The 23638-nt window shown below is 50.6% G+C and carries 21 protein-coding genes and 1 pseudogene; 17 read left to right on the top strand and 5 right to left on the bottom strand.

Going from position 1 to position 23638, the window contains the following annotated elements; all coding sequences use genetic code 11:
• From NDI45_RS06025 to NDI45_RS06015, 3 genes are read left to right on the top strand one after another with little or no spacing between them, the layout of a single operon-like run.
• A complete protein-coding gene (locus tag NDI45_RS06025; protein ID WP_190793844.1) occupies positions 1-1053 on the top strand; it encodes an anthranilate phosphoribosyltransferase family protein in 1053 nt (350 codons plus the stop codon).
• A 51-nt stretch (positions 1054-1104) separates the two neighbouring features.
• Entirely contained in the window at positions 1105-1920 is an 816-nt protein-coding gene (gene thiD, locus NDI45_RS06020; RefSeq protein WP_190793845.1) for a bifunctional hydroxymethylpyrimidine kinase/phosphomethylpyrimidine kinase, read from the top strand.
• A 53-nt stretch (positions 1921-1973) separates the two neighbouring features.
• Positions 1974-2501, top strand: coding sequence for a hypothetical protein (locus NDI45_RS06015; protein WP_190793846.1), 528 nt, complete (start codon positions 1974-1976; stop codon positions 2499-2501).
• Between the two features lie 9 nt (positions 2502-2510).
• Here NDI45_RS06015 and NDI45_RS06010 read toward each other — a convergent pair whose 3' ends face one another.
• A complete protein-coding gene (locus tag NDI45_RS06010) occupies positions 2511-3443 on the bottom strand; it encodes an SH3 domain-containing protein (protein ID WP_190793847.1) in 933 nt (310 codons plus the stop codon).
• A gap of 125 nt (positions 3444-3568) precedes the next feature.
• Here NDI45_RS06010 and NDI45_RS06005 point away from each other — a divergent pair, with 125 nt between their 5' ends.
• Positions 3569-4621: a folate-binding protein gene (locus tag NDI45_RS06005; protein ID WP_348246762.1), complete on the top strand. Its 1053-nt coding sequence runs from the start codon at positions 3569-3571 to the stop codon at positions 4619-4621.
• Positions 4622-4750: 129 nt separating this feature from the next.
• Here NDI45_RS06005 and NDI45_RS06000 read toward each other — a convergent pair whose 3' ends face one another.
• Positions 4751-5227, bottom strand: a complete 477-nt coding sequence (locus tag NDI45_RS06000; RefSeq protein WP_190793849.1) for a thioesterase family protein — start codon at positions 5225-5227, stop codon at positions 4751-4753.
• Between the two features lie 424 nt (positions 5228-5651).
• Here NDI45_RS06000 and NDI45_RS05995 point away from each other — a divergent pair, with 424 nt between their 5' ends.
• Positions 5652-6500 carry a universal stress protein gene (locus tag NDI45_RS05995; RefSeq protein WP_190793850.1) on the top strand — a complete coding sequence of 283 codons (849 nt, stop codon included), beginning with the start codon at positions 5652-5654 and terminating at the stop codon, positions 6498-6500.
• A 209-nt stretch (positions 6501-6709) separates the two neighbouring features.
• On the opposite strand, the gene psbM is transcribed toward NDI45_RS05995, so the two are convergent.
• Positions 6710-6820 carry a photosystem II reaction center protein PsbM gene (gene psbM, locus NDI45_RS05990; RefSeq protein ID WP_190793851.1) on the bottom strand — a complete coding sequence of 37 codons (111 nt, stop codon included), beginning with the start codon at positions 6818-6820 and terminating at the stop codon, positions 6710-6712.
• Positions 6821-6896: 76 nt separating this feature from the next.
• Positions 6897-7196, bottom strand: a complete 300-nt coding sequence (locus NDI45_RS05985; RefSeq protein WP_347277914.1) for a 2Fe-2S iron-sulfur cluster-binding protein — start codon at positions 7194-7196, stop codon at positions 6897-6899.
• A 352-nt stretch (positions 7197-7548) separates the two neighbouring features.
• On the opposite strand from NDI45_RS05985, the gene psbB reads away from it, so the two are divergent.
• The 6 genes and pseudogenes from psbB to metK all read left to right on the top strand — a co-directional run bounded on the left by psbB (position 7549) and on the right by metK (position 13682).
• Positions 7549-9081, top strand: coding sequence for a photosystem II chlorophyll-binding protein CP47 (gene psbB, locus NDI45_RS05980; RefSeq protein ID WP_348246761.1), 1533 nt, complete (start codon positions 7549-7551; stop codon positions 9079-9081).
• A gap of 127 nt (positions 9082-9208) precedes the next feature.
• Positions 9209-9307, top strand: coding sequence for a photosystem II reaction center protein T (locus tag NDI45_RS05975; protein ID WP_190792260.1), 99 nt, complete (start codon positions 9209-9211; stop codon positions 9305-9307).
• Between the two features lie 227 nt (positions 9308-9534).
• Positions 9535-9978: pseudogene (nrdR, locus tag NDI45_RS05970) on the top strand (transcriptional regulator NrdR); the annotation flags it as partial.
• A gap of 422 nt (positions 9979-10400) precedes the next feature.
• Positions 10401-11372, top strand: coding sequence for a 30S ribosomal protein S1 (locus NDI45_RS05965; protein WP_190792258.1), 972 nt, complete (start codon positions 10401-10403; stop codon positions 11370-11372).
• A 103-nt stretch (positions 11373-11475) separates the two neighbouring features.
• Complete coding sequence (locus tag NDI45_RS05960) at positions 11476-12240, top strand: HAD family hydrolase (protein ID WP_348246760.1); 765 nt, start codon at positions 11476-11478, stop codon at positions 12238-12240.
• 179 nt (positions 12241-12419) lie between these two features.
• Positions 12420-13682, top strand: coding sequence for a methionine adenosyltransferase (gene metK / locus NDI45_RS05955; RefSeq protein ID WP_348246759.1), 1263 nt, complete (start codon positions 12420-12422; stop codon positions 13680-13682).
• A 112-nt stretch (positions 13683-13794) separates the two neighbouring features.
• On the opposite strand, the gene NDI45_RS05950 is transcribed toward metK, so the two are convergent.
• Complete coding sequence (locus NDI45_RS05950) at positions 13795-16260, bottom strand: protein kinase (protein WP_348246758.1); 2466 nt, start codon at positions 16258-16260, stop codon at positions 13795-13797.
• Between the two features lie 560 nt (positions 16261-16820).
• Between NDI45_RS05950 and NDI45_RS05945 the strand changes: the two genes are divergently transcribed.
• From NDI45_RS05945 to NDI45_RS05920, 6 genes are all read left to right on the top strand, one after another.
• On the top strand, positions 16821-17441 hold the full coding sequence (locus NDI45_RS05945) for a hypothetical protein (RefSeq protein ID WP_348246757.1): 621 nt from the start codon (positions 16821-16823) through the stop codon (positions 17439-17441).
• A gap of 466 nt (positions 17442-17907) precedes the next feature.
• Positions 17908-19104, top strand: a complete 1197-nt coding sequence (locus tag NDI45_RS05940) for a DegT/DnrJ/EryC1/StrS family aminotransferase (RefSeq protein WP_190792546.1) — start codon at positions 17908-17910, stop codon at positions 19102-19104.
• Positions 19105-19567: 463 nt separating this feature from the next.
• Positions 19568-20509, top strand: a complete 942-nt coding sequence (locus tag NDI45_RS05935) for a DUF6492 family protein (RefSeq protein WP_348246756.1) — start codon at positions 19568-19570, stop codon at positions 20507-20509.
• Positions 20510-20701: 192 nt separating this feature from the next.
• Positions 20702-21586: a cyanoexosortase B gene (crtB, locus tag NDI45_RS05930; RefSeq protein ID WP_190792548.1), complete on the top strand. Its 885-nt coding sequence runs from the start codon at positions 20702-20704 to the stop codon at positions 21584-21586.
• A gap of 35 nt (positions 21587-21621) precedes the next feature.
• Positions 21622-22341 carry a cyanoexosortase B system-associated protein gene (locus NDI45_RS05925; protein WP_348246755.1) on the top strand — a complete coding sequence of 240 codons (720 nt, stop codon included), beginning with the start codon at positions 21622-21624 and terminating at the stop codon, positions 22339-22341.
• Between the two features lie 59 nt (positions 22342-22400).
• Positions 22401-23555 (top strand): polysaccharide biosynthesis/export family protein, encoded by a 1155-nt coding sequence (locus NDI45_RS05920; RefSeq protein ID WP_190792550.1) that lies wholly within the window; start codon positions 22401-22403, stop codon positions 23553-23555.
• Positions 23556-23638: the final 83 nt, after the last annotated feature.

Genomic DNA, 23638 nt, shown 5'->3' with positions numbered 1-23638 from the left:
ATGAGTGAAGCATTTCGTAATCTGCTCCGTAAAGTGGGCAGTGGACCGCACACGAGCGAGGATTTGACCCGGACTGAGGCAGCCGCTGCCACACGCATGATGTTGACTCAAGAAGCTACCCCCGCTCAGATTGGCGCATTTATGATTGCCCACCGCATCAAGCGTCCAACCGGGGAAGAACTGGCGGGAATGCTGGATGCCTATGACGAACTAGGACCGAAACTAACGCCGATCGCCGCGACCGTTCCAACCTTGGTAATGAGCATTCCGTATGACGGACGATCGCGTACTTCGCCGGTCAGTCCACTGGTTGCGCTGATGCTGGCAACGGTAGGCTGTCCGGTCGTGATGCACGGCGGCAGACGCATGCCTACCAAAGAGGGGATTCCGCTGATTGAGATTTGGCAGGGGTTGGGAATTGATTGGTCTACCCTTTCGCTGATGCAAGTCCAGCAGGTATTTGAGCAGACGCGGGTGGGATTTGTTTATCTGCCGACCCATTTTCCCCTGGCAGAAGGACTCGTGCCCTATCGGGAAGAAATCGGCAAGCGTCCGCCTTTTGCCACGCTGGAGCTATTCTGGTGTCCCTATCAGGGAGAGTCGAGGCTGGTGTCTGGCTTTGTGCATCCTCCAACCGAAGAAATGGCGCGATCGGCGTTTGCCCTGCGCGGAACTGATCGCTTTATGACCGTGAAAGGACTAGAAGGAAGCTGTGACCTGCCCCGTGAGCGCACCTGCATTATCGGCATTCACACACCGGAAAGCGGGACAGAACTCAATCGGCTCCTGCTGCACCCGCGAGACTATGGTTTTGATGCCGCCGAAGTGCCTCTGAAAGACGAAGCGCAGTACATCGACCAACTGAAAACAGTGCTGCACGGCGAACCCAGCGAGCTGCTGAAATCAACGGTTTGGAACGGCGGCTTTTATCTCTGGCAGTCTGGATTGTGTCCTGATCTGGCGATCGGACTGGAGGAAGCAAGACGGCTGCTGTTGAGCGGCAAAGTGCTGCAATTTCTTCAGGAGTTGCGTGAAAGTTTGGAGCGGGTCTGAGAACGATACACTAGTATCTTGCATTTCACAGACAATCGACGTTCACGCATCATGATTCAGCCTTTTGTTCCGATCGCCCTGACGATCGCAGGTTCCGATAGCGGTGGCGGAGCCGGGATTCAGGCAGACCTCCGCACGTTTGCCTTTCATCGAGTGCATGGAACCAGTGCCCTCACTTGCATTACTGCCCAAAACACGATCGGCGTTACGCGAGTCGATGCTCTACCGCCAGAAGCAATCGCGGCACAGATTGAGGCAGTTGTTCAAGACATTGGCGTGCAGGCAGTAAAAACCGGAATGTTGCTGAATCAGGCAATTATTGCCACGGTTGCCGATCGCGCCGTTGAGCTAGCGCTGCCCAATCTGGTAATCGATCCGGTGATGGTGTCACGCACCGGGGCGCAGTTGATCGATGACGCAGCAGTTTCAACCCTGCGCGATCGACTCGTTCCCTTAGCCACAATCCTCACGCCCAATCGCTACGAGGCACAAATGCTGAGCGGTTTAGAAATTGATTCGCTCAACACCATGCAGGCGGCGGCTGAAAAAATCCGATCGCTGGGTGCAAAAGCGGTGCTGGTAAAAGGCGGCGGAATGCAGGGAGAACTGCGCGGCGTTGATGTTTGGTTTGATGGCGATCGGATGGAAGTCCTCCGCACAGAAACGGTAAACACAAACGATACTCACGGTACGGGCTGTACTTTGGCAGCAGCGATCGCGGCAAATTTGGCGCAGGGAAAGGATGCTCTTACTGCGACCCGGGCGGCAAAAACCTACGTCACCCATGCGCTTCACTACTCACTGCGAATCGGACAGGGACAGGGACCCGTAGGACACTTCTTCCCCCTGCTAGAGGTAAACCGTTAAGGTATCGCTATGATGCAAGATAGGCAGCATTCAAGCGAAGGAGTGGCGAAAGAATGCCCAAATTTGCAAATACGCTGGCATGGCAGCAGGCAGAACTGCTGATGCAGCCTGTTTTTATCCGTATTATCGACAATATTCGCAAGCAGCTTGACGAGTCTAGCTGGAAAGGCACTTATGAAGATGTGCAGGTCTGGTCAGCCGATGTGTCTGAAGCAATCAAGGCACAGGTTGTTGAGCTTCAGCAGCAACTTGCCACCGCAAGCCCCGAAGAAGCAGAAGAAATTCACGCCGTTCTCGATCGCCTTCCGAAGCCTCATCCCGGCTATCTGCTCTGTTTAGAGAAAAACGGTCAGCGCATCACGATCGACCTGTGGGAGCTATGCTATCAAATCTGCTTTCGCAACTACAGTCCAGTACTCAATGCGCTCGATCGCGATCTAAAGGTTGAAGTGGATACGACTCTGATTGACGAAACAGGGGACGTAGACTGGCAGCAGCTAGACGAAAAAGCAAAGCGAATTGTCGGTCAAATTTTCGGCAGTCTTCCCGGTGCGGTTACCCCAACCGAGCAGGAAGTTTGAGGGTTTGCACTAATCCCCAGCAGGAACATAGAGAATTTTCCATGCACCGTTCACTTGCCCTAAAATAAGACGTTCGCCAAGCGGTCGATAAGCATAGCGGTTAAACACAAAGCCCTTCTGTCCATCGGGCAGAATTGCAGGAGTCCAGCCGTCGATCGGGTGCAGCAGTTTTGCTTCGCGCTGTTCTGGCGGAAAATCTTCCCAGGCTTGCTGATCGAACTGCACGACCTCATTGCTCAGCACTCCGACGATCGCGCTATTTACCACGGGCTGGGCACGAACATTGACCCGATTTCCCACGACAATCACCCGACTGATTTCATAGCCAACTCCCGGTTCGGTTCCAGGATTGGGATACTGCTGATTAAAAGCCGCTGTTACGTTCGAGCAAATCCAGACTTCAGAATTGGCATCGACAGTTGGATAATCCGATCGCCTGGCTGCCGCGCATCCCCGACTAATCGATTTTTCTAAAACTCCCCAAAATCGCGAACTCGGATTCTCTAGCTCTAGCTGCTCAGCCGATCGCGGTGTCCCAAAGCCGATCGAAAGACCCTCAGCCGGAATCAATCCTTTCACAAACGCTACATTCCGATCGCGAACTGCCTGTCGAAACTGCGATCGAAACTGGTCAAACGCACTGCCAGGAGGAACTTCATCGCGCAAGACGATCGGCTGGCGGGGAGCAACTGAGGTCGAAGCCGTCAGACTATCCGGGGCGACGGGTTGATATGGGCTGACAGGTTGGCTAGAAGGTAACTGACTCGCTGAATTCTGGCTTAGCTGGCTTTGCCATGAAGAGGTAGAACGGTTGCTTTGCCTATTCAGGGCAGGGGGATCGATTGGCAACCTGAGGCGATCGTGATTCACCAGAGCAAGCGTGCCACCTATGATCGAGGAACTGAGCACAATAAACCAGACAAATAGATGCTGCGGCTTCATAGAGACTACTCCAGCAATTCGATTAAGTCTGAAAAGAGTGACTACAAAAGCGACGCGACAGTTTCAGCACAGCAGCTCAGTATGATGAGAAGTAAGGATGAACAAGGCACAGGCGAAAGACACCCATGACTCAGCTTCACGACCTCCAGCAAGCCGCAGGCGCAACCTTTACTACTCTTGCCGGGGTAGAAATTCCTGCTCGCTTTGGCAACGATGCCCAGGCATTTCAGGCGGCTCAGTCTGGTGTGGCACTTTACGATCGATCTCACTGGGGCAAAATTAGGGTGACAGGAGACGATCGGCTGCGGTTTCTCCATAACCAAACGACCAACAATTTTCAGACGCTTAAGCCGGGGCAGGGTTGCGACACGGTATTTGTCACTTCAACAGCCCGGACAATCGACTTGGTCAGTGCCTATGCTATGGAAGATAGCGTGCTGCTGCTGGCTTCTCCCGGCTACAGCGAGAAACTGATTGCCTGGATGGATCGCTATATCTTTTTTGCGGACAAAGTAGAGCTAAAAGATTTGACTGCAACTCAAAGCGTTTTCAGCCTAATTGGTTCCGAGAGCAGCCAGGTTTTAGAAAAATTGGGCGCAGGGGCAATCGTCGATCAGCCGTTGGGCAATCATGTTCAAGCTGCGATCGGTGGGCAACCGGTAAGAATAGCAGTCGGTAGCGGACTCGCCCTAGCCGGATATACGCTGATTGCAGAGGTAGATCAGGCAGCAAATCTGTGGCAAACCCTGGCAGAAGCAGGAGCAGTTCCCATGGGTGAACAAGTCTGGCAGCAGCTCAGAATCCTTCAGGGGCGACCTGTTCCCGGTCAGGAACTCACCGACGACTATAACCCCCTCGAAGCCGGACTCTGGCAAACGATTTCCCTCAGCAAGGGCTGTTACATCGGACAGGAGACGATCGCCCGCCTTCACACCTATAAAGGCGTAAAACAGCAGCTCTGGGGCATCCAGCTCGATCGATCGGCTGAAATTGATACCCCAATTACTGTTGATGCTGAAAAAATTGGCAAGCTAACAAGCTGCACCCCAACCGAGAACGGTTTTTTTGGACTCGCCTACATTCGTACCAAGGCAATCGCTCCCGATTTAGTGGTACAGGTTGGTGAGGCAAAAGGACAACTGGCTTCGCTGCCGTTTATCAGCCATGAATATCTGTAAAGCCCTAACCTGAGTTTCAAAGTCCTCCATTGATGGGGAATTTAGAGGGCAATGCAGCATTTCTACGACTCCTCAAACCATCCCTTGCACAAGCCGTCCCCAGCTCGATTACCCCGTAGGAGGAATTGCTTAGCATCGCCTCATTTGCATCAGTGCAGCCTGGACAGGAGCAGGAAGTCGGCGCATGATTTTGCCCTTCTCTCGATCGATCGCTACCAGCGTCACCTGGGCAGTGATATACAGCTCTTGGGCATCCGGTGACTCAATACGGTAGTCCCAAAAAATTCGCACCCCCTGAGCCTGCACCATCCTGGCTTTTACAATTCCCTGCATTCCCAGCCGCATCGAGCGATGGTAGCGGATCGAAAGCTCTACTACGGGCAATTCACAGCCAAGGGTAACCCAATCTGCATAGTCAATCCCAATCGACCGCAGAGCCTCAACCCGCGCCTCCTCTAACCAGACAACATAAGAACCGTGCCAGACAATGCCGCCATGATCAGTATGATGAGGGTGAACGCGAATGGGATAGTCAAACCATTGGGGATTAGTTTGAGAATCGATCGATTGAATGGCTTGAGCGGAAGAAGGATCAATCTGTGGCATCGTTAAACCAGGCAAGGCTAAGGAGTATCATCCTGTTTTTATAATATTTTTTGCATCGGTTTAAACGTAAAACTTAGAAACAAAATAAGCTTTTCCTAATATCTCAAGCCGTCTTTGTTGCCTGATCGATTTGCTAAATACTTCTGTTATCAGCGCTTTTCAGCACCACCCGTTAAGTGCGATCGGCTCAAATTAAAGTTATCAAAACGATAAAAACTATTGACTTCGAGTAAAAAGCAGTGTAAGAACAAATCTCTCTAATTAAGAAACAATCGCCCTAATTGATTGACCTGATTTAACTAATTGAAACGATTATTTTTCTGTCCATTCCTTTACCTACAAGCTGTCCTAGACTGAGTCATAGAGCAATTCATGATTGACCGAGAACTCATCAGCAGCCTCGGGTTAAGGTTAAGGAGCAATTATGATAGAAAAAATTTTGCTGGCAAACTCTGGCATGGGACATACCGAAGAGATGCTCAAAGCTCTCATGGAAGTTCCCATGATCCAGCATGCCAAGGTTACTGTTTTACACGTCGTTTCACCCCAAGTCACCGCTGAGGGAATGACTCAAAAATGGGAAGAAGGCGGCAAAATTCTGGCAAACGCCATCCAAACCCTGAATCTCGACCCTGCACAGGTCAATGCAGTGCTACGCGAAGGCGATCCAAAAGATATTGTCTGTCGCGTTGCCGAAGAGATTGACACGGATCTCATTATTATGGGTTCGCGTGGTCTAAAGCGGATTCAGTCAATTCTAGAAAACTCAGTCAGCCAATACGTTTTTCAGCTTGCATCTCGTCCCATGCTGCTCGTGAAGGACGAGCTTTTTGTTAAGAAAATTAGTCGAGTCATGGTTGCTCTGGATAAGTCAGATGCTTCAAAAGACTCTCTAAAGCTAGCGATCTCCCTTGTGCGAGACATCAAGAACGGTCAACTCATTCTGGTTCACGCCAATTCTGACCTGAAACTCAAGCCTGGCGAAATTGCTGCAAATCCTAACGAAGACCCGGTGCTGATTCCAGCAATCACAGAAGCTAAAAAACAAGGAATTAATTACAAGTGTGTTGCGCCGGAAGGCAAGCCTGGCGAACGGATTTGTCAGGTGGCTGAAGAATTAAATGTCGATCTGTTGATTCTCGGTTCGCCCGATCGCCGTCCTTCAATCGCCAAAGGTCTCCCGGATCTCGATCGCCTGCTGGGACAATCGCTGTCAGACTATGTGCGCGTGTACGCCAACTGCCCGGTGCTGCTGGTGCGATCGGGAAGCTAACGGCAACAGTTCAGCCTTTTGGAAGTAGGGAATGCCTGAACTCACACCGCTTTTGCATCCCTGATTCACCTCAACCAATCAACTTAAAAAGTGCCAGAAGATAAGCTCCCTGGCACTTTCGATTATGCTTGAGTCACGACTGCTCAAGCGACAAACAATTCGTAGTCCCAATTCGTAGTCCGATAAACGACTCTACAAACTGATTAATCTTACGGGTTGTTCTGCCGACTCGCGGTTTGAATATACAGAATAATCAGAAATACCGCAGGCACCAGGACAAACAAAATCGTTGCAACAAAACCTAAATCATTAACTTGCATGAAACCCAGCCTCTAGATCATTTTGTTAACAATCCATGGTCTAAGGATACACCTCAACCTGACCAAAACAGAATGATCAGGACGACTTAGCGGGTTTTGTCACAATGCTGGCACTGCCGTGAACGAGCGTTTGGCAAGCAAGGCGGCAATTTGTCGATCGCTTCTTCAGCTTTTGCTCCTCAGTTGGCGTGCGGGGCGACAGGTTTTCCATCCCTTCCACAACTTCAACAACGCAGGTTCCACACTGACCGTAGCCGCCGCAGCTCATCATCTTGCCCATAAAGGTGTACAGGTCGATCCCGTTTTCCAATGCCTTAAAGCGGAGATTAGCTCCGTCTGCTACGATAACTTCCTTGTTTTCTTTAACAAACTTAATAGTTCCACCGAACGAAACTTTTGCCGGAGTTTGCGCTGCATCAGGGGCTTCTGAGGGCGTTAATTGTTCTTCTGCGCCAGTTTGAGTCATGCTTGCATTCGCCTCTCGCACTAGTTACACTTCTTTATACACTTTCATTTTTACAAGCGGATTGCCAAACTGTCCAAATTGTTTTTTTCAAGGAAAACAATCCAGTCTCCAAACTCCTTAAGTCTGATTAGACAAGAGGTTGAGCAACAGTTGTCAATCGTGCGATCGGGTGCTCCGATAATCTGGTAGGCTAACCAGTATTAGACACCTTAATAAAAGGCTGAAGGAAGCGTTGAAATTTATAGTAGGAGGAGCGTAGTCGATGGGACTACCCTGGTATCGCGTACACACAGTCGTCCTGAATGACCCAGGACGGTTGATTGCTGTACACCTGATGCACACCGCGCTGGTGGCAGGCTGGGCTGGCTCGATGGCACTCTACGAGCTAGCAATTTTTGATCCGAGCGATCCGGTACTCAACCCCATGTGGCGGCAAGGGATGTTCGTGATGCCCTTTATGGCGCGTCTCGGCGTCACTAGCTCTTGGGGCGGCTGGGGCATTACGGGCGAAACGGGCGTTGACCCCGGATTCTGGTCGTTTGAAGGCGTAGCCGCTGCTCACATTATTCTCTCTGGTTTGCTATTCCTGGCTGCCTGCTGGCACTGGGTCTACTGGGATTTAGAACTTTTTAGAGATCCGCGTACGGGTGAGCCTGCACTAGACTTGCCCAAAATGTTTGGAATTCATTTGTTCCTTTCTGGTTTGCTCTGTTTTGGATTCGGGGCATTCCACCTTACGGGTCTATTTGGGCCGGGCATGTGGGTGTCCGACGCCTACGGATTAACCGGAAGCGTGCAGCCTGTTGCTCCCGCCTGGGGTCCAGAAGGCTTTGATCCATTTAATCCGGGTGGTATTGTGGCACACCACATCGCTGCCGGAGTCGTTGGTATCATCGCAGGTCTTTTCCACCTGGCGGTACGTCCACCGGAGCGGCTCTATCGCGCTCTGCGGATGGGAAATATCGAAACCGTACTGTCTAGCAGTATCGCAGCCGTCTTCTTTGCAGCCTTCGTGGTCGCAGGAACGATGTGGTACGGCAGCGCAGCAACCCCGATCGAACTCTATGGACCGACTCGCTATCAGTGGGATAGTGCCTACTTCCAGCAAGAAATCGATCGCCGCGTTCAGGCAAACGTTGCTGATGGCGCAAGCCCCGAAGAAGCCTGGTCTGACATTCCTGAGAAGCTCGCGTTCTACGACTACATTGGCAACAACCCCGCGAAAGGTGGTTTGTTCCGTACTGGTCCGATGGACAAGGGTGATGGAATCGCTGAAGGCTGGCTCGGTCACGCTGTCTTTAGAGATGGCGAAGGTCGTGAGCTGAGCGTTCGCCGGATGCCTAACTTCTTTGAAACTTTCCCGGTTATCCTGACAGATAAAGATGGCGTTGTCCGGGCAGACATCCCCTTCCGTCGTGCAGAGTCTAAGTACAGCTTTGAGCAGGTTGGCGTAACCGCTAGCTTCTACGGCGGTGAACTGAATGGACAAACTTTCTCTGATCCGGCAGTGGTGAAGCGATTTGCTCGTAAAGCACAGCTCGGCGAAGGGTTCAAGTTTGACCAGGAGACCCTGAACTCAGACGGTGTGTTCCGCACCAGTCCTCGCGGTTGGTTTACCTATGGGCACGCCGTGTTCGCGCTGCTGTTCTTCTTTGGACACATTTGGCACGGCTCTCGGACACTATTCCGCGACGTATTTGCAGGTATTGACCCGGATCTAGCAGAAGAGCAAGTCGAGTGGGGCTTTTACCAAAAGCTGGGCGACAAATCGTCCCGTCGCACCACACCCATCTAGTCGAAGTCTAAGTAGCTGGAGCGCGGCAGGTTTGGTATTGATTCATCCTTGTCGCCTCTAGCTTTCCTCGATACAGTACGGTCGAATCGGACGGCTAAATCAATCACTGAATAGGAGGAATTCCACAATGGAAAGCGTTGCATACATTCTGATTCTGGCGTTGGCAATCTTTGTTCTGTTCTTCGCGATCGCATTTCGTGAGCCACCGCGCATCACCAAAGACTAATTTCGATCGCTGTGATTTTTCGCGAGCAGCAATCTACGCTTTAAATAGCAATTCGATATTCCTGAGCAGTACGCTTGATCGGGTCTGAAGCCCTTAAATCGAGTTAACTCGCTCAGGTTTTATCGTTTTTATAAATGCAGTATGATGGCTGTATGTAGCATCACTTCCTAATGAATTAGGAATACTTTTGTTGTTAAATCTGCCTAACATTGCGGAGGACGTTTGCCATGCGATGTCCATTTTGCCAGTTTCCAGACAACCGGGTTTTGGAGTCGCGTTCAGCAGAATCTGGGCATAGCGTTCGCCGCCGCCGAGAATGTTTAAGCTGCAATCGCCGCTTCACAACCTATGAGCGAATTGAGTTTGTTCCGATCGTTGTCATTAAGCGCAACGGGGAACGGGAATCCTTCGATCGATCGAAAGTTTTAAAAGGCGTCATGCGAGCTAGTGAGAAAACAGGTTTATCTCCGGCTCACCTGGAGAATTTGGTCGATGAAATTGAGATGGAGCTTCAGCAGCGATCGATTCGTGAAGTCACCAGCAATGAAATTGGAGAACTGGTGCTTAAGCATTTGCAGCAACTAAATGAGGTTGCCTATATTCGATTTGCCTCGGTGTATCGGCAGTTTCAGGGCATTCATGATTTTATTGAAACCCTAAATCAGCTTCAGACCGGATCGTTAAAAAGCAAGCGGGAAGGCAGCCTGAGTCTGGAAAGCGATAATTTTGCAGAGTCTAATTCAATGAATCAACCTCAAGAACCGACTTCTCCAGCCCTCAACTCTGTGCCTCGGTGATCTCGCCTGAAGGAGGGTCTTTAAAGAGCCTTCCTTTAACGCTTTTCTCTCCCACTTCACCATTTTAGGCAAGTCAGTGAAGGGAGGGTATGATCCTGCCCAAAATGAGCTATGATTATCTGTCTAGGGTCTAGCACGGAAGATAGCATCTTCCAAACTTTTTGCGTGTCGGTTCTGCTCAGCAGGTTGCTGTTCCTGTGGTTCCAGAGCTTTGGGTTCTAAACTTTTGGTTCTAAAATGGGGAATCGTCAACAGACCACTACTATTACGGAGACAAACACCAGGAAATACATCGCATGGTCAATCAGGAAGTAACGGAAATTGGCTTTACTCACGAGGATTTTGCGGCTCTCCTCGATCAATACGACTATCACTTCAACCCCGGCGACATTGTTGCTGGAACCGTTTTTAGCATTGAGCCGAGGGGGGCTCTGATTGACATTGGTGCTAAGACAGCAGCTTACATTCCAATCCAGGAAATGTCGATCAACCGGATTGAAAACCCGGAAGAGGTGCTGCAATCCAACGAAACCCGCGAATTTTTCATTCTGACTGATGAGAATGAGGATGGACAGCTTACCCTGTCGATTCGGCGCATAGAATATATGCGGGCATGGGAGCGGGTGCGTCAGCTTCAGGCTGAAGATGCTACGGTGCGCTCTGCCGTCTTCGCTACAAACCGAGGAGGCGCACTGGTTCGCATTGAAGGATTACGTGGATTTATCCCTGGTTCTCACATCAGCACCCGCAAACCAAAGGAAGAACTCGTAGGCGAAGAACTTCCTCTTAAGTTTCTGGAAGTGGATGAGGACCGAAACCGTCTGGTTCTGAGCCATCGTCGTGCGCTAGTTGAGCGAAAGATGAACCGCTTAGAAGTGGGCGAAGTTGTTATCGGAACGGTGCGTGGCTTAAAGCCCTACGGTGCATTTATTGATATCGGCGGTGTCAGTGGTCTGCTGCACATCTCTGAGATCTCCCATGACCATATTGATACGCCTCATAGCGTTTTTAACGTGAATGATGAGGTCAAGGTCATGATCATCGATCTGGATGCAGAGCGGGGTCGCATTTCGCTCTCGACTAAGCAGCTTGAACCCGAACCGGGCGATATGGTGAAGAATCCAGATGTGGTGTACGAGAAAGCAGAGGAAATGGCTGCAAAGTATCGGGAACGTATGTTGCAGCAATCTCAGCCTCAGGCTGCTGCGGTAGAAGCGGTAGAAGACGTTGTGCTTGAGGAAGAGCTGCCGGCTGCAACTGAGGACTAGGCGATCGATTGCTGAACGTCTTGTCTTATATATCTCATCGGTTAAGTTGGGGAGGGGTTTCTCTCCCTAATTTTTTTTGAGGTGATATTGGGAGGGAAGCGAGGTGGCAACAATTCAGTGTGGGAAAGTCACCTTCACTAACGTTGAAGCGGTAATTTTTGATAAGGACGGCACTCTGGCAAATGTGGAAGCGTTCCTTTGTAAGCTTGCCTGCTGTCGATCGCGCCTGATTGATGCTCGCGTTCCAGGAATTGAAGCTTTGCTGCTGGATGCGTTTGGTATTCAGAAAGGTAATGCTCAAGCCTCCCCCCAAGGTTATTGCCTGAATCCGGCAGGGCTGATGGCAGTTGGAAGCAGGCAAGAGAACGCAATCGCTGCTGCCGCCTATAGTGCTGCAACGGGACGAGGCTGGACACAGTCACTTGCCCTGGTTCAAGAAGCGTTTCAAGCTGCGGATCGATCGAGTCAGCCAAAAGCAAAGCAAACTCCACTCTTGCCGGGTGCAGTACCACTCCTACAAAAGCTCACTCATGCGGGAATCAGGCTCGGAATTTTGTCTTCTGATAGCCAAAGCAACGTAGATGATTTTGTCGTTACTTACGAGTTAAGCCGTTATTTTCAGATTGCGATCGGTGTTCGAGAGAATTTGAGCAAATCCGATCCAATGCTACTGGAGCAGGTTCTACTGAAATTAGGAACAGTTCCAGGACAAACTCTGATAGTTGGCGATTCTCAGATTGATATCCAAATTGCAAAAACAGCTCAGATGCTCGGCTGTATTGGCATGACCGGGGGATGGTCGAGCAAACCGAATCTGACCAATGCTACTGTTTTAGTGAATCAGCTTGATCAAATTCAAATTATTTAGAATGACCAAATCAGTAAACCTACTGGGGGAATTTATTGCTTTACAAAAGAGCTGGTTATCCGAAAGGATTCCAGAATTCGGTTAAGCTGAGATTGTCGCTCCGTTCAGGAAGGATATCAATTTATTCCCTTCCCTGATTATACTTATCTCTGACTCTAGCGTTAGGAGAGGTTGTTGCCTTGGCACGTCGTTACCTGTTCACATCGGAATCTGTTACGGAAGGTCATCCCGATAAAGTCTGCGACCAGATCTCGGATACGATCCTGGATGCGCTGTTAGCTCAAGATCCTGCCAGCCGCGTTGCGGCAGAAGTTGTCGTGAACACCGGTCTGGTGTTAATCACGGGCGAAATTACTTCAAAGGCGCAGGTCAATTATGTGGATTTGGCACGCAAAAAGATTGCTGAAATCGGGTACACCGATGCAACAAATGGCTTCTCAGCCAGTAGCTGCGCTGTCCTCGTTGCGCTGGATGAACAGTCTCCCGATATTGCTCAGGGAGTAAACCACGCACAGGAAACCCGTGAACAGTCCAGCGAAGAAGCACTGGATGCGGTTGGGGCTGGCGATCAGGGTTTGATGTTTGGCTTTGCCTGCAACGAAACCCCCGAATTGATGCCGCTCCCAATTTGTTTGGCTCACCGGATCGCTCGGAAGCTAGCCGCCATTCGGAAAACAGGACAGCTTGCCTATTTGCGTCCTGATGGTAAAACACAGGTGACGGTGATCTACGAAGACGGTAAACCTGTTGGAATTGACACAATTCTCGTCTCCACGCAGCATGCCCCTGAGATTGGTGAGATTACAGACCTGGCTGAAATTCAGGCAAAAATTCGGGAGGATCTGTGGTCGCTAGTTGTGGAACCTTGCTTTAATGATCTGGAAGTCAAGCCGGACGATCGCACTCGCTATCTGGTCAACCCGACAGGAAAGTTTGTGATTGGTGGACCTCAGGGCGATGCAGGCTTGACTGGGCGTAAGATTATTGTGGACACCTATGGCGGCTATTCCCGGCATGGTGGAGGGGCTTTCTCTGGCAAGGATCCCACAAAGGTTGATCGCAGTGCTGCCTATGCCTGCCGCTATGTCGCCAAAAATATCGTGGCAGCCGGGCTGGCGGAAAGATGCGAGGTTCAGCTCAGCTATGCGATCGGGGTCGCGCGTCCGGTGAGTATCCTGGTGGAAACCTTTGGCACTGGCAAGATTGATGACGATCGCCTGCTAGAGCTAGTGAAACAGCACTTTGAACTGCGTCCGGCAGGTATTATTCAAACGTTTGGATTGCGAAATATTCCGGGTGAGCGGGGCGGACGGTTTTATCAGGAGGTTGCTGCTTACGGTCACTTTGGACGTAGCGATCTGGAGTTGCCCTGGGAGCAAACGGATAAGGCAGAGCTTTTACGAGCAGCGGCAGACCAGTTGCTTTCGAGAGCAACCGTGTAAGCTTTAGAACCCATGTTGGCTGACAATTTCAACTGATATTCAACTGACAATTTCTAGTTTGAATTTTAGTTTGAAAAGTAAAGAGGGATCGTTGTCCCTCTTTTTTGCTGCTTCAGCGATTAGAGGAATACCATCCCACAAGACTCATTGGTAGGGGAATGCGAAACACGCGATTGCCGCTTGCCCGTTCTTGAATCACCAGTGTTGCCTGCCTCGGACGCGAAGAATTCCAGTTGCGATCGAGAAGCGAGACTGAGCCTGACATCGCTTCTCCAGGTTGCAGCACAGTTTCAGAGGTGCTGGTCAGCAAAACTCTGGAGCGAAGCACCTGGTTTTCAGCCGTTTGCACCTCAGCATAGACAGGACTAAAGCTAAATGCTCGATCGCTATTGTTGACAATACGGAGATTGGCGGTCGGCACTCCATCAGAATTAACCAAGGCTTGATCGACCCAAATAAAGACCTGGCTCGATCGATGCGTTGCCATGGCCAGACGCGGTATCGGTGAGGAGCGGCGAGGCGGCTGTGAGCGAGATGCAGCCCTTACCTGAGACGATCGCTTTAATGCCTGAGCACGGGATGGCTGAGGCACACGAGCAACAGACCGGGATGAGCTATTGGTCTGAGCTGGCTGAACAGCCGTAGGCTGCGACACAGCAGGAGCAGCAGCAGCACTTGTAATGGACGGTTGCGCCTGTAGGGCAGGTTGCCCTTGAGCCACCAATCGATCGAGTTTTGGAGACTGATCTGGCTTTAGAAACTGCGGCATTGCTGCTAGCCGTAGGTCAACTGCCTTGAGGCGAGTTCGATATTCTTCTGAACGCGATTTCGCCTGTTTTGTCACAAATGCTCGCTTAGGAATTGCCTCAAGGGTTGCAACTGCTTTTTCCCACTGCTGCTTTGCACCGATCAACTGCTGAGCCGTTTTTGCGGTATGACTTTGCGCTGCGGCTTGCTGAGCTTCTGCCTCTGCTCGTTTTAAGAGCTGTTCTGCCCGCGCTTCTTGTTCAAGGTGGACTTCTAACCCCTGAAAGACCGCCTGATACTGCCGCACCAGATTGACTGCCTGGGGCTGAGTTTGAGGGTCTGTGCTGAACGTGCTGAGCTGTGCCAAGGATTCAGAGAGCCGATCGCGGGCACGCTGCAAATCAAGCACGGTTTGAGCCTGCGACATCAGCGTTTTTGCACTCGCTGCCTGCTCAATCGCCTGCCGATATCGCTCTGCTACCTGAAGCCCTGCACAGTTGCCCAGCGGCGCACACAAAGGCGTGATGTGAGGTGACTGGACTCCGACCACAATTCCTGCTACTGGTAGCAGCAGCAGTGAGGCAACCATGAGCGCTTGACTAACCGATCGCTCAAACCAGGCTGGTTTCTGCCTAACCCAAATCTTTGAATATCCTGTCCTAGGAGCGAAGCGGAGCTGGTTCTCGTATGGAGGAATCGCGCTGCCTAGCTGCCCTGATGTCAGCGGATTGAGATCGGTCAGGGGAAGCGGCACACAAGTTGAAGACAAAGCAACCTGGGAAGCCAATGTCAGGCGAGTTCGACTAGAAGCGGATTCGATCTGGGTGGAGTCAGTCGCGATCGTCAGAAAGGAAACCGAGGACTGGAGCAGGGTCAGCTCAGGCTGGGCATTTCGGACGGAACTCTCCTCAGGTTGCGCAGTTCGAATCGGCTGCGGGCGAGACAGGAAGCTGATTGACTCAGAATGAGAACCTGTCGGCAGACCTGACAAATCCCGTAGAACAGCACGAGCCGAGGGGTAACGATCAGTGGGGCGTTCTGCCATCATGCGATCGAGGATCTGCATAAAGCGGCGATCGAGCTTAACCCTGCGATGCCATTGCCAGTCCAGCGTTTTTGGATTCATCAGCAGGTGCGGCGATTGCCCAGTCAACAGCACAACGGCGGTAACTGCCAGGGCATAGAGATCGCTGCGTGGCGAGCACTGCCCCATCCGAATCTGCTCGTAGGGCGCGTAGCCGACTTTGCCAACTGCGACAGAAGCCTGAATCAGCCCAGAGCTTTGAGGAATCAGCTCTGCCTGGGTCGTTTGCTTAACCACGCCAAAATCGATCAAAACTGGGAGATTGCGCCTGCGGGAAAGCATGATGTTGTCGGGCGAAATGTCCCGATGCACAATCTTCTGGCTGTGTAGATAGTCAAGCAATTCCAGAAGGCTGCGAAGCCAGGGCACAATTTCCTGTTCCGTAAACGCTTCACCCTGCTGTTTTCGTTCCTGAAGCTGTTTCCAGTAGGTTTTGCCGTCGATGAACTCCTGAACGATAAACAGCCGATCATTTAGCTCAAATCCTGCATAGAACTTGGGGATCTGCGAATGATCGAGCTTGTGCAGAATTGCCGCCTCTCGCCGAAAGAGCTGACGCAGTTTTGAAGCAACCACCGGGTCGCCCTGGTGATTGGGCACAAATTCTTTAAGAACGCACAGCTCGTTAAAGCGACATCGATCGATCGCCAAATAAGTCCGTCCACAGCCGCCCCGTCCAAGAACGCGCTGAATATGATAGCGGTGATTTACTACCGTGCCGGGAACCAACTCTACGCTTGACGTCACCCTCTAGCTCCTTGCTCAATGCTTCCACAAATGCTTGCTTGCACAAGAGTCTGGATAGATTTATCAAACTCTAATATCGATTCGCAAGGGGATTCTCCCCCTCATCCTGCGATGGCTTTTTCTAAACGGTAGTAGCACCTGTTCCGGACACACTGATTTAGTCACGATAGTAGGATAGCAGAATCATCCAGATCGAGATGTGATGAGTATTGCTTCATTCCGGAGAAGAAGCATCAAAAGTATCAATTCACATAGGTACCGAGAGAGCAAAAAGCTTGATTAATAGATTTATTCAGTTCTGTCACGTTTCAAAGAGTGTTTAGTAAAGTTGTGAGCAGTAACTTTGCAGTAGAGGATGTCTGTTCTTTTTGATACCTTTTTTCATCCCTTGCGTTGAACACTCTGCTGTGATTAAAGTTGAAAGCGTTAAGTCTTGAAACTGCGTGGGCTACACTCGCCCGTCCTGGGGCTCCTTGTAATTCGCGCAGGGGAGTGCATCAATGGGTTGATGTGGGCACGTTAGAAGCATACTTGTAATCGTTCAGGTTAACAAAGGACGCATGAAGAAGCTTCGATTTGGATTTCAGCTTGTTTTCGCCAGTGTTTTGCTGATGATTACCGACATCGGGCAATTTTCATTGCGAAACGATCGCGCAATGGCACTTCCGGGGCAAACGGTTGATCAAGCGGCCGCATGGATTCAAGCCAATTCTGCCCTTCGTCCTGCCAGTGGCGAAACGCTGCTTGTGCGAAAAAGCGATACGCCTGCCCGCCGATTTTCCTTTGAAGCACTCACCGCTTCACCCGGACGCGCAGCCGCTCTAGAGAGCCGGGGCACAATTCGAACAGAGCGCATTACCCTGTTTGACATGACCAATGGCGTAACATTCGATCGCCTTGCTTCAACTCTTCGCAGCGTCTACGGCGATGACATTTATCAGGATTTTGTGCAGGGAAACCTGGTGTACCGCTATCCCACGGAGGAGCAGCAGCAAGCCGCAACGAATCGTGACACTCCTCTGCTGGAATCGGTTCAAGGAGAAATTCGCCAGGGCGATCGCTATGCCTACTGGATGGAAACAGCGCAAACGCGAAGCGGCGAGGCGTACAGCGGTCAAATCTACGTTTTTCTGCCGGAAGATATCAATAAGCCAGAAACAGAGTTGCGCGATCGGAGTTAGCGATTGGATGAAACAAATACGATAGAAGCAATGCGTTTCAGAACATAGTTTGAAATCCTAATTCTGAAACCCTGGAAAAAAGTCTTTATCGACTCTTCACTATCAATCTGTATCTAAAATTACACAAGATCCGACATAACTAGAGATATCGCCCCCATTAGGCACAGCCCCATTAGGCACAGTAAGTTCTTTGCAGGCCGGATTCTTGCAGAACTCTTGCAGAATTGCGGACTGTATTCTCGCGAACCGTATCCTCATCAGGTAACTTGAGTCGTTCAGTGAGCAGTATTTTGGTGAGCAGTCGTTTGGTGAGCAGTATACCGAGCTAGAACACTGCTTCTATTCCAGCTTTTTTCGATTGCAGTGGGTCAGATATGCTTGTTTGCTGCTCTTGCTTATTACTTATCGTCTTCCCATTGCTCATGATGTTTCCCTGGTTACCCTCCTTTCAGAATTTCTTGGGTTTATGAATCATTCTTCTTTCATTCCATTTGTTGATTTTCAGTTCCAGCAGCCGCTTCAACAAGAGCTTGAACAGGCAATTCGATCGGTAATCGAGCAGGGCGACTATGTTTTGGGGCAAGCAGTAAGTGAGTTTGAGTTTGCCTTTGCTCAAGTTTGCGGAACTCGCTATGGGGTTGGGGTGGCTTGCGGCACAGATGCAGTTGCGCTGGGGCTTCAAGCTTGTGGAATTGGCCAGGGCGATGAAGTGCTGCTGCCAGCAAATACCTTTGTTGCCACACTGATTGGGGTACTGCGAACGGGGGCAACGCCAATCCTGGTAGACTGCAATCTGGAAACTGGGCTGATCGATTTGCTGGCAGCCGAGAAGGCAATCACCTACCGGACACGGGCGATCGTCCCAGTTCACCTCTACGGGCAAATGGTGTCGCCTAGTGCACTGCTGAATCTCGCCAGTGCCTATGACCTGCTGATTTTCGAGGATGCTGCCCAAGCGCACTTGGCAGCGCGGGAGGGCTATCAAGCAGGCTCGATTGGCAGCGCGGCGGCGTTTAGCTTTTACCCCAGCAAGAATCTGGGAGCATTCGGCGATGGGGGTATCGTGCTTACTTCGGAAGAGATTGTGGCGCAAACCTTGCGATCGCTTCGCAACTACGGCGCACTCCGCAAATACTTTCACACCGATCTGGGCACAAACAGCCGGCTGGACTCGATTCAGGCTGCCGTCCTCAAGGTGAAACTGCCTCATCTGGCTGCCTGGAATGCCGATCGCTACCGAATTGCTCAGCAGTATGACGCTTTGCTTCAGCCGCTTGCAGAATACGGCATTGTGCCGATTAAGAACCAGAGCGGTCCGGGTCATGTCTATCATCTGTATGTGGTTCGTGTGACCCAGGCTTGCACAATCGATCGAATCGCACTGCAAACCGGACTGACCGAACTCGGCATTCAAACGGGCATTCACTATCCGATTCCCTGCCATCTTCAGCCCGCCTACCAGCATCTTGGCTATCGCGCAGGTGACTTTCCCGCCGCAGAACTAATGAGCCAGGAGATTTTGTCGCTGCCGCTCTATCCGGGTATGGCAGACTCACAGATTCAGCAGGTGGTCAGCGCGATCGAATCCCTGATGAAGCAGTCGATCCTTGCCTCACATCCAGCGATGGAATTTCAGGCGGATCGATCGCTGCTAGCAGGATAAAGCGTAAATTTGCAGCCTGGCATTATTAAGTAGAACACAAACCTGCTCCCCTAGCCCTCACTTGGAGTATGCCAACTATCTTTGGAAGTAAAAAGTTTTAGAAGCTCTAATCCTTGATTTACCTTCTTCTATCAAGACAGAAGGAAACGAGGTTTGATTCCTTCCAAAAGTAATGAACTATACCGAAAACTAAAGAGCTAGGGGCAGCTTAAGTAATCGCCTGGATTTTCTAATGTCCGAATGAGATTGTGATCGTTACCCTGATTCACTAAAAGGCTGTCAAACCGCCTTCTACTCAGTGTTTTGCTGGCACAGCACATGATTACCAGGAACAATTGTAGGGAGTTAGGATAAGTTTCCTACATATTTTTACAGATGCCTTCATAAAGGTTTTGTGAAGCACTGGAATACTTACGGATAGCCCAGTATCTTGTAAATAACACTGCCAGTACCTGGGAAAACAATGAGCATCTTTTCTTTTGCATTTATTACCCCCAGCTATGCGCCAGATTTTCAAAGATGCAAGCTACTGTGTTGGAGCATCAAGCAGTTCGTAGCTTTCCCAGTAAAACATTACATCGTTGTCGAGAAAAAAGACTTTGATCTTTTTCAGCAGCTATCTAATGAAAACACAATCATCTTAACCAAAGAAGAAATTCTTCCCTTTTGGATTAAGCGAGTTCCTTTCTTTGACCGAAAAAATATTTGGTTAAATCTGAAAGGTTACCAATCAGGTAACTTTTTGCTGCGAGGATGGTTAGTTCAGCAGATTGTGAAACTAGCAGCAGCGCAGTATGTAAAAGAGGACATTCTCATATTTGTTGACTCAGATGTTGCATTCATTAACTCCTTTGATCCTCGAGCATTAACGAAAGGCGATAAAGCCCGAATCTTTCGAGTGAACCACTCTAGCGATCACGAATTTGAGGAGAGCAGAAAATGGAAGGATACTGCCAAGAAATTACTTAATTTGCCCCTGGAAAACAACTACTATGACTTCTACATTAGCCAGATTGTTACCTGGAGACGTGATACTTTAATCCAACTGTATCGATTGCTTGAGGAGAACTTTCAGCAGGACTGGCTAGAGGTCGTTACTAGAGTAAAGCATTTGTCCGAGTACGTTCTCTACGGGTTGTTTGTAAGCTATGTAATGAGAGAAAACGCTGGGCACTACGACGATCATTTGCAAAAAGTGTGCTGGTGTTATTGGGAAGAGCGCCCAATGTCCAACGAGGAGCTAAAGGAGTTTTTTCAGGAAGCTCAACGCTCTGGTCATCCGGCTGTCATGATATCAGCAAAGAGTTCTCTCGATTTGTCGATCAAGGAATTTCAAAATTACCTTTTCTTGAGCAAGCAGGGCGGTCAGGACAAGGTTGCCCTGTTGCAGGAATTCGCAGAATAATTCTATTCGTCTACTCGTCTACTCAGTAATGTCCATAACTTCACAGCAGTTTTCAGATGAAGTGCCTCCCGCTTGAGAGGCTTTCAAAATTTTTGGGGGAGGACGTTTATTTGAGGATGACGGGTCTTGGTGTTTGGAAGGCAGTTGCGGGAATGCTAGAAACAGCCATTCTGAAAAGCATTTCCTGCGCTTATGCACGTCAGGCAAAAACTCGATGCACTTCCTCAACAATTGCCCATACTGGCGATCGGCGGTTTGCTGCTGTTACTGTACACGCCGCTGCTGCTGCACTGGATCGATGGCTGGATCAACAAATCCATCAGCACCGAGCATGAATACTTTAGCCACGGGCTGCTAGGCTTGCCTTTTGCTGCCTATCTGGTCTGGTCAAAACGGCATCGCTGGCAGACCTTACCCGATCGCACTCACCTTGGCGGCATGGTGCTGCTGACGCTGGGCTTGGTCTGGTATCTCAGCCCGCTCCCGGACGCGATTAATCTGTCACTGCCGATTTTGCTGGCGGGGCTTTGTCTGTGGCTGAAGGGGATTCCCGGTCTGCGGCTTCAGGCATTTCCGCTGCTGCTGGTGCTGCTAGCAACGCCCAACTCAGTTCCCTATTTGCTCGTACCCTATACCCTGCCGCTTCAGCGTTTTATTGCCGGAGTTGCAGGGTTTTTGCTGGTGCAAGCGGGAATGCCGGTGCGGGTGGATGAGATTTACCTGTTTGTAAACGATCGCGTGGTAGAAGTTGCTCCCTACTGTGCGGGGCTAAAAATGCTGTTTACCAGCCTTTATGTGGGGATGATTTTGCTCTACTGGACAGGAGCACGGATGTCTCGCTCACAGGTGATGCGGCTACTAGCGGGAATCTTGCTGCTGAATCTGATTGCTAATATTATTCGCAATGCATTATTGACCTACTTTTACGGCACAGCGCAGGAGGCGGGTTTTCACTGGCTGCATGACGGCTGGGGCGGCGATCTGTTTTCCACTGTGCTGCTGGGGCTGATTGTGCTGCTAATGCGCTGGATCGATCGCCAATCAAACGATACTGCTCCTCAACCCACAGATTTCTGATGATTTCATTTCGAATGACTGTAATGAAATGGGCTGTGATCAAACAAAGCATCGTCTTATTTACACTGGCAATCGTTGTGGCGATCGTTGTGCCAAACTACTGGACGCAAGCTTGGACGTGGAATCATTTGCCCGAACTCGCGCAGGTCAAGCAGCTCAAACAGATTCAGCAACAGGGACTTGCCCTGAAAGGCTGGCAAACGCTGAACCAGCGATCGATCAAAATTGGCGGACATAGCTGGTCAGCGCAGGCGATGCGAAGCACTTTCCCCACTGAGGCAATCATGCCTGAAGCAGAAGCCGCACTTGCCACACCGCAAACCACAACCCTGCTGCTGCTGCGTCCCCAAACCTGGATTCGCGATTTGCCTCAGGTGGACTGGATGGATATCAACGGACTCCAGCAGTGGAAGACAGACTCAGCGCGATCGATCGAGTTTAGGGTGACTGGTTCAAATGGACAGTCGATTCCAGTGAAGGCTCGATTCCTGCGCGGCTGGACAAAGGAACGCACCTATGCCGTGATGCAGTGGTATGCCTGGTCAACGGGCGGCAGTCCTTCCCCGACCAACTGGTTTTGGGCAAACCAGATAACGCAGTGGAAAACCGAGCAGCCACTTGCTTGGATTGCCGTCAGTGTGATGCAGCCAATCACTCCTTTGGGAAACATTGAAACGGTGCGTCTTCCACTCGAAACCCTGGCACAGCAAATTCAGACTGCTTTGACTGAAACTGCCCTTCAGCCTTCACCATAGGCTGTGATTGATTTTGCTGTCAGGGTGATTGCTTCCTGTAGACCGCACACCTGATCCCTATGTTTCGCCAACTCATAATCCTCTCGCTTACTTCGCTGTTCTGGGCGACCCAGGCAAGCGTCTTTTATCAGGCAGCTCAAGCCAACTCGGAGATGCCGATCAATTCAGCAGACCCCCAAAGGCTGCCTTCTAGAGAAGTACCTACCTCAATCACCGATATTTTCCAGGAAGTTTCCCAATCGGCTGATGAGTTTGATGAATATCGTTTAGGAGCAGGCGATTCGCTGTTTGTGAATGTCTTTCGCTTTCCTGATCTGACCTTTCAGAACACGATCGATCCGGCGGGCAATCTGCTGATTCCCCTGGTGGGCGCGTTGCCATTAGAGGGGTTAACCCTGGAAGAAGCAAAAGCGAAAATTCAAACCGCGCTCGATCGCTTTGTAATTCAGCCGCAAATCGATCTGATGCTAGTGGGGCAACGTCCGGTTTCAGTAACGATCGTGGGTGAGGTGGTGCGTCCGGGCTTTTATCCGTTGCAGTCGCCGCAGTTGACCTCAGCGTTGATTGCAGCAGGCGGAACCAGCGGACAGGCAGATCTGCGATCGGTTCGGGTACAACGGCAAATGCCCGATGGCTCGGTACGCGATCGAGAAATTGACTTGTACACGCCCTTTTCCCAGTCTCGAACCCTACCGGATGTGCGGCTAAGCGATGGCGATACGATCGTGATTCCTTCACGCACCAGCGATGAGGGCTATAACCGGATGCTGATGGCGCAATCCACCCTGGCACAGCAGCAAATTCAGATTCGGATCATGAATTACGCTGCCGGAAATGGAGGCGCGATGGGAAGTTTAGCACTGCCGAGCGGCAGTCGGTTTCTCGATGCCCTGACTGCAATATCGATCGATCTTAATAGTGCTGACATTCGCAATGTGGGGTTGGTGCGGTTTGATGAACAGCAGCAAAAAGCCGTGAGTCAGGAGCTAGACGGCAAAAAGGCGATGCTCGGTGACTCGACGCAAGACCCGATGTTGGAAAACGACGATGTGATTGTGATTGGTCGGAACTGGGTAGCACGAATTACCTATGCGCTGAATACGTTCACGCAGCCATTTCGCGATGTGCTGGGATTTTTGCTGTTTTTTCAGTCGCTTGGCAACAGTGCGGCAAGTTTGTTTGGTCCGTCAGGGGAATCGAGATCAAGTGATTAAAGCTCAGACGTTAAGATCAACCGCGATTCGGCAGGACACTCAGGGAACACTAAGGCTGGCAACGTGAGGGCAATAACCAAGGG

Source organism: Leptolyngbya sp. GB1-A1 (assembly GCF_039962475.1).
Classification (GTDB): Bacteria; Cyanobacteriota; Cyanobacteriia; order Elainellales; family Elainellaceae; genus Leptolyngbya_A.
The sequence above is the reverse complement of the archived record's forward strand: the minus strand, read 5'-3'. Positions and strand labels throughout refer to the sequence as shown.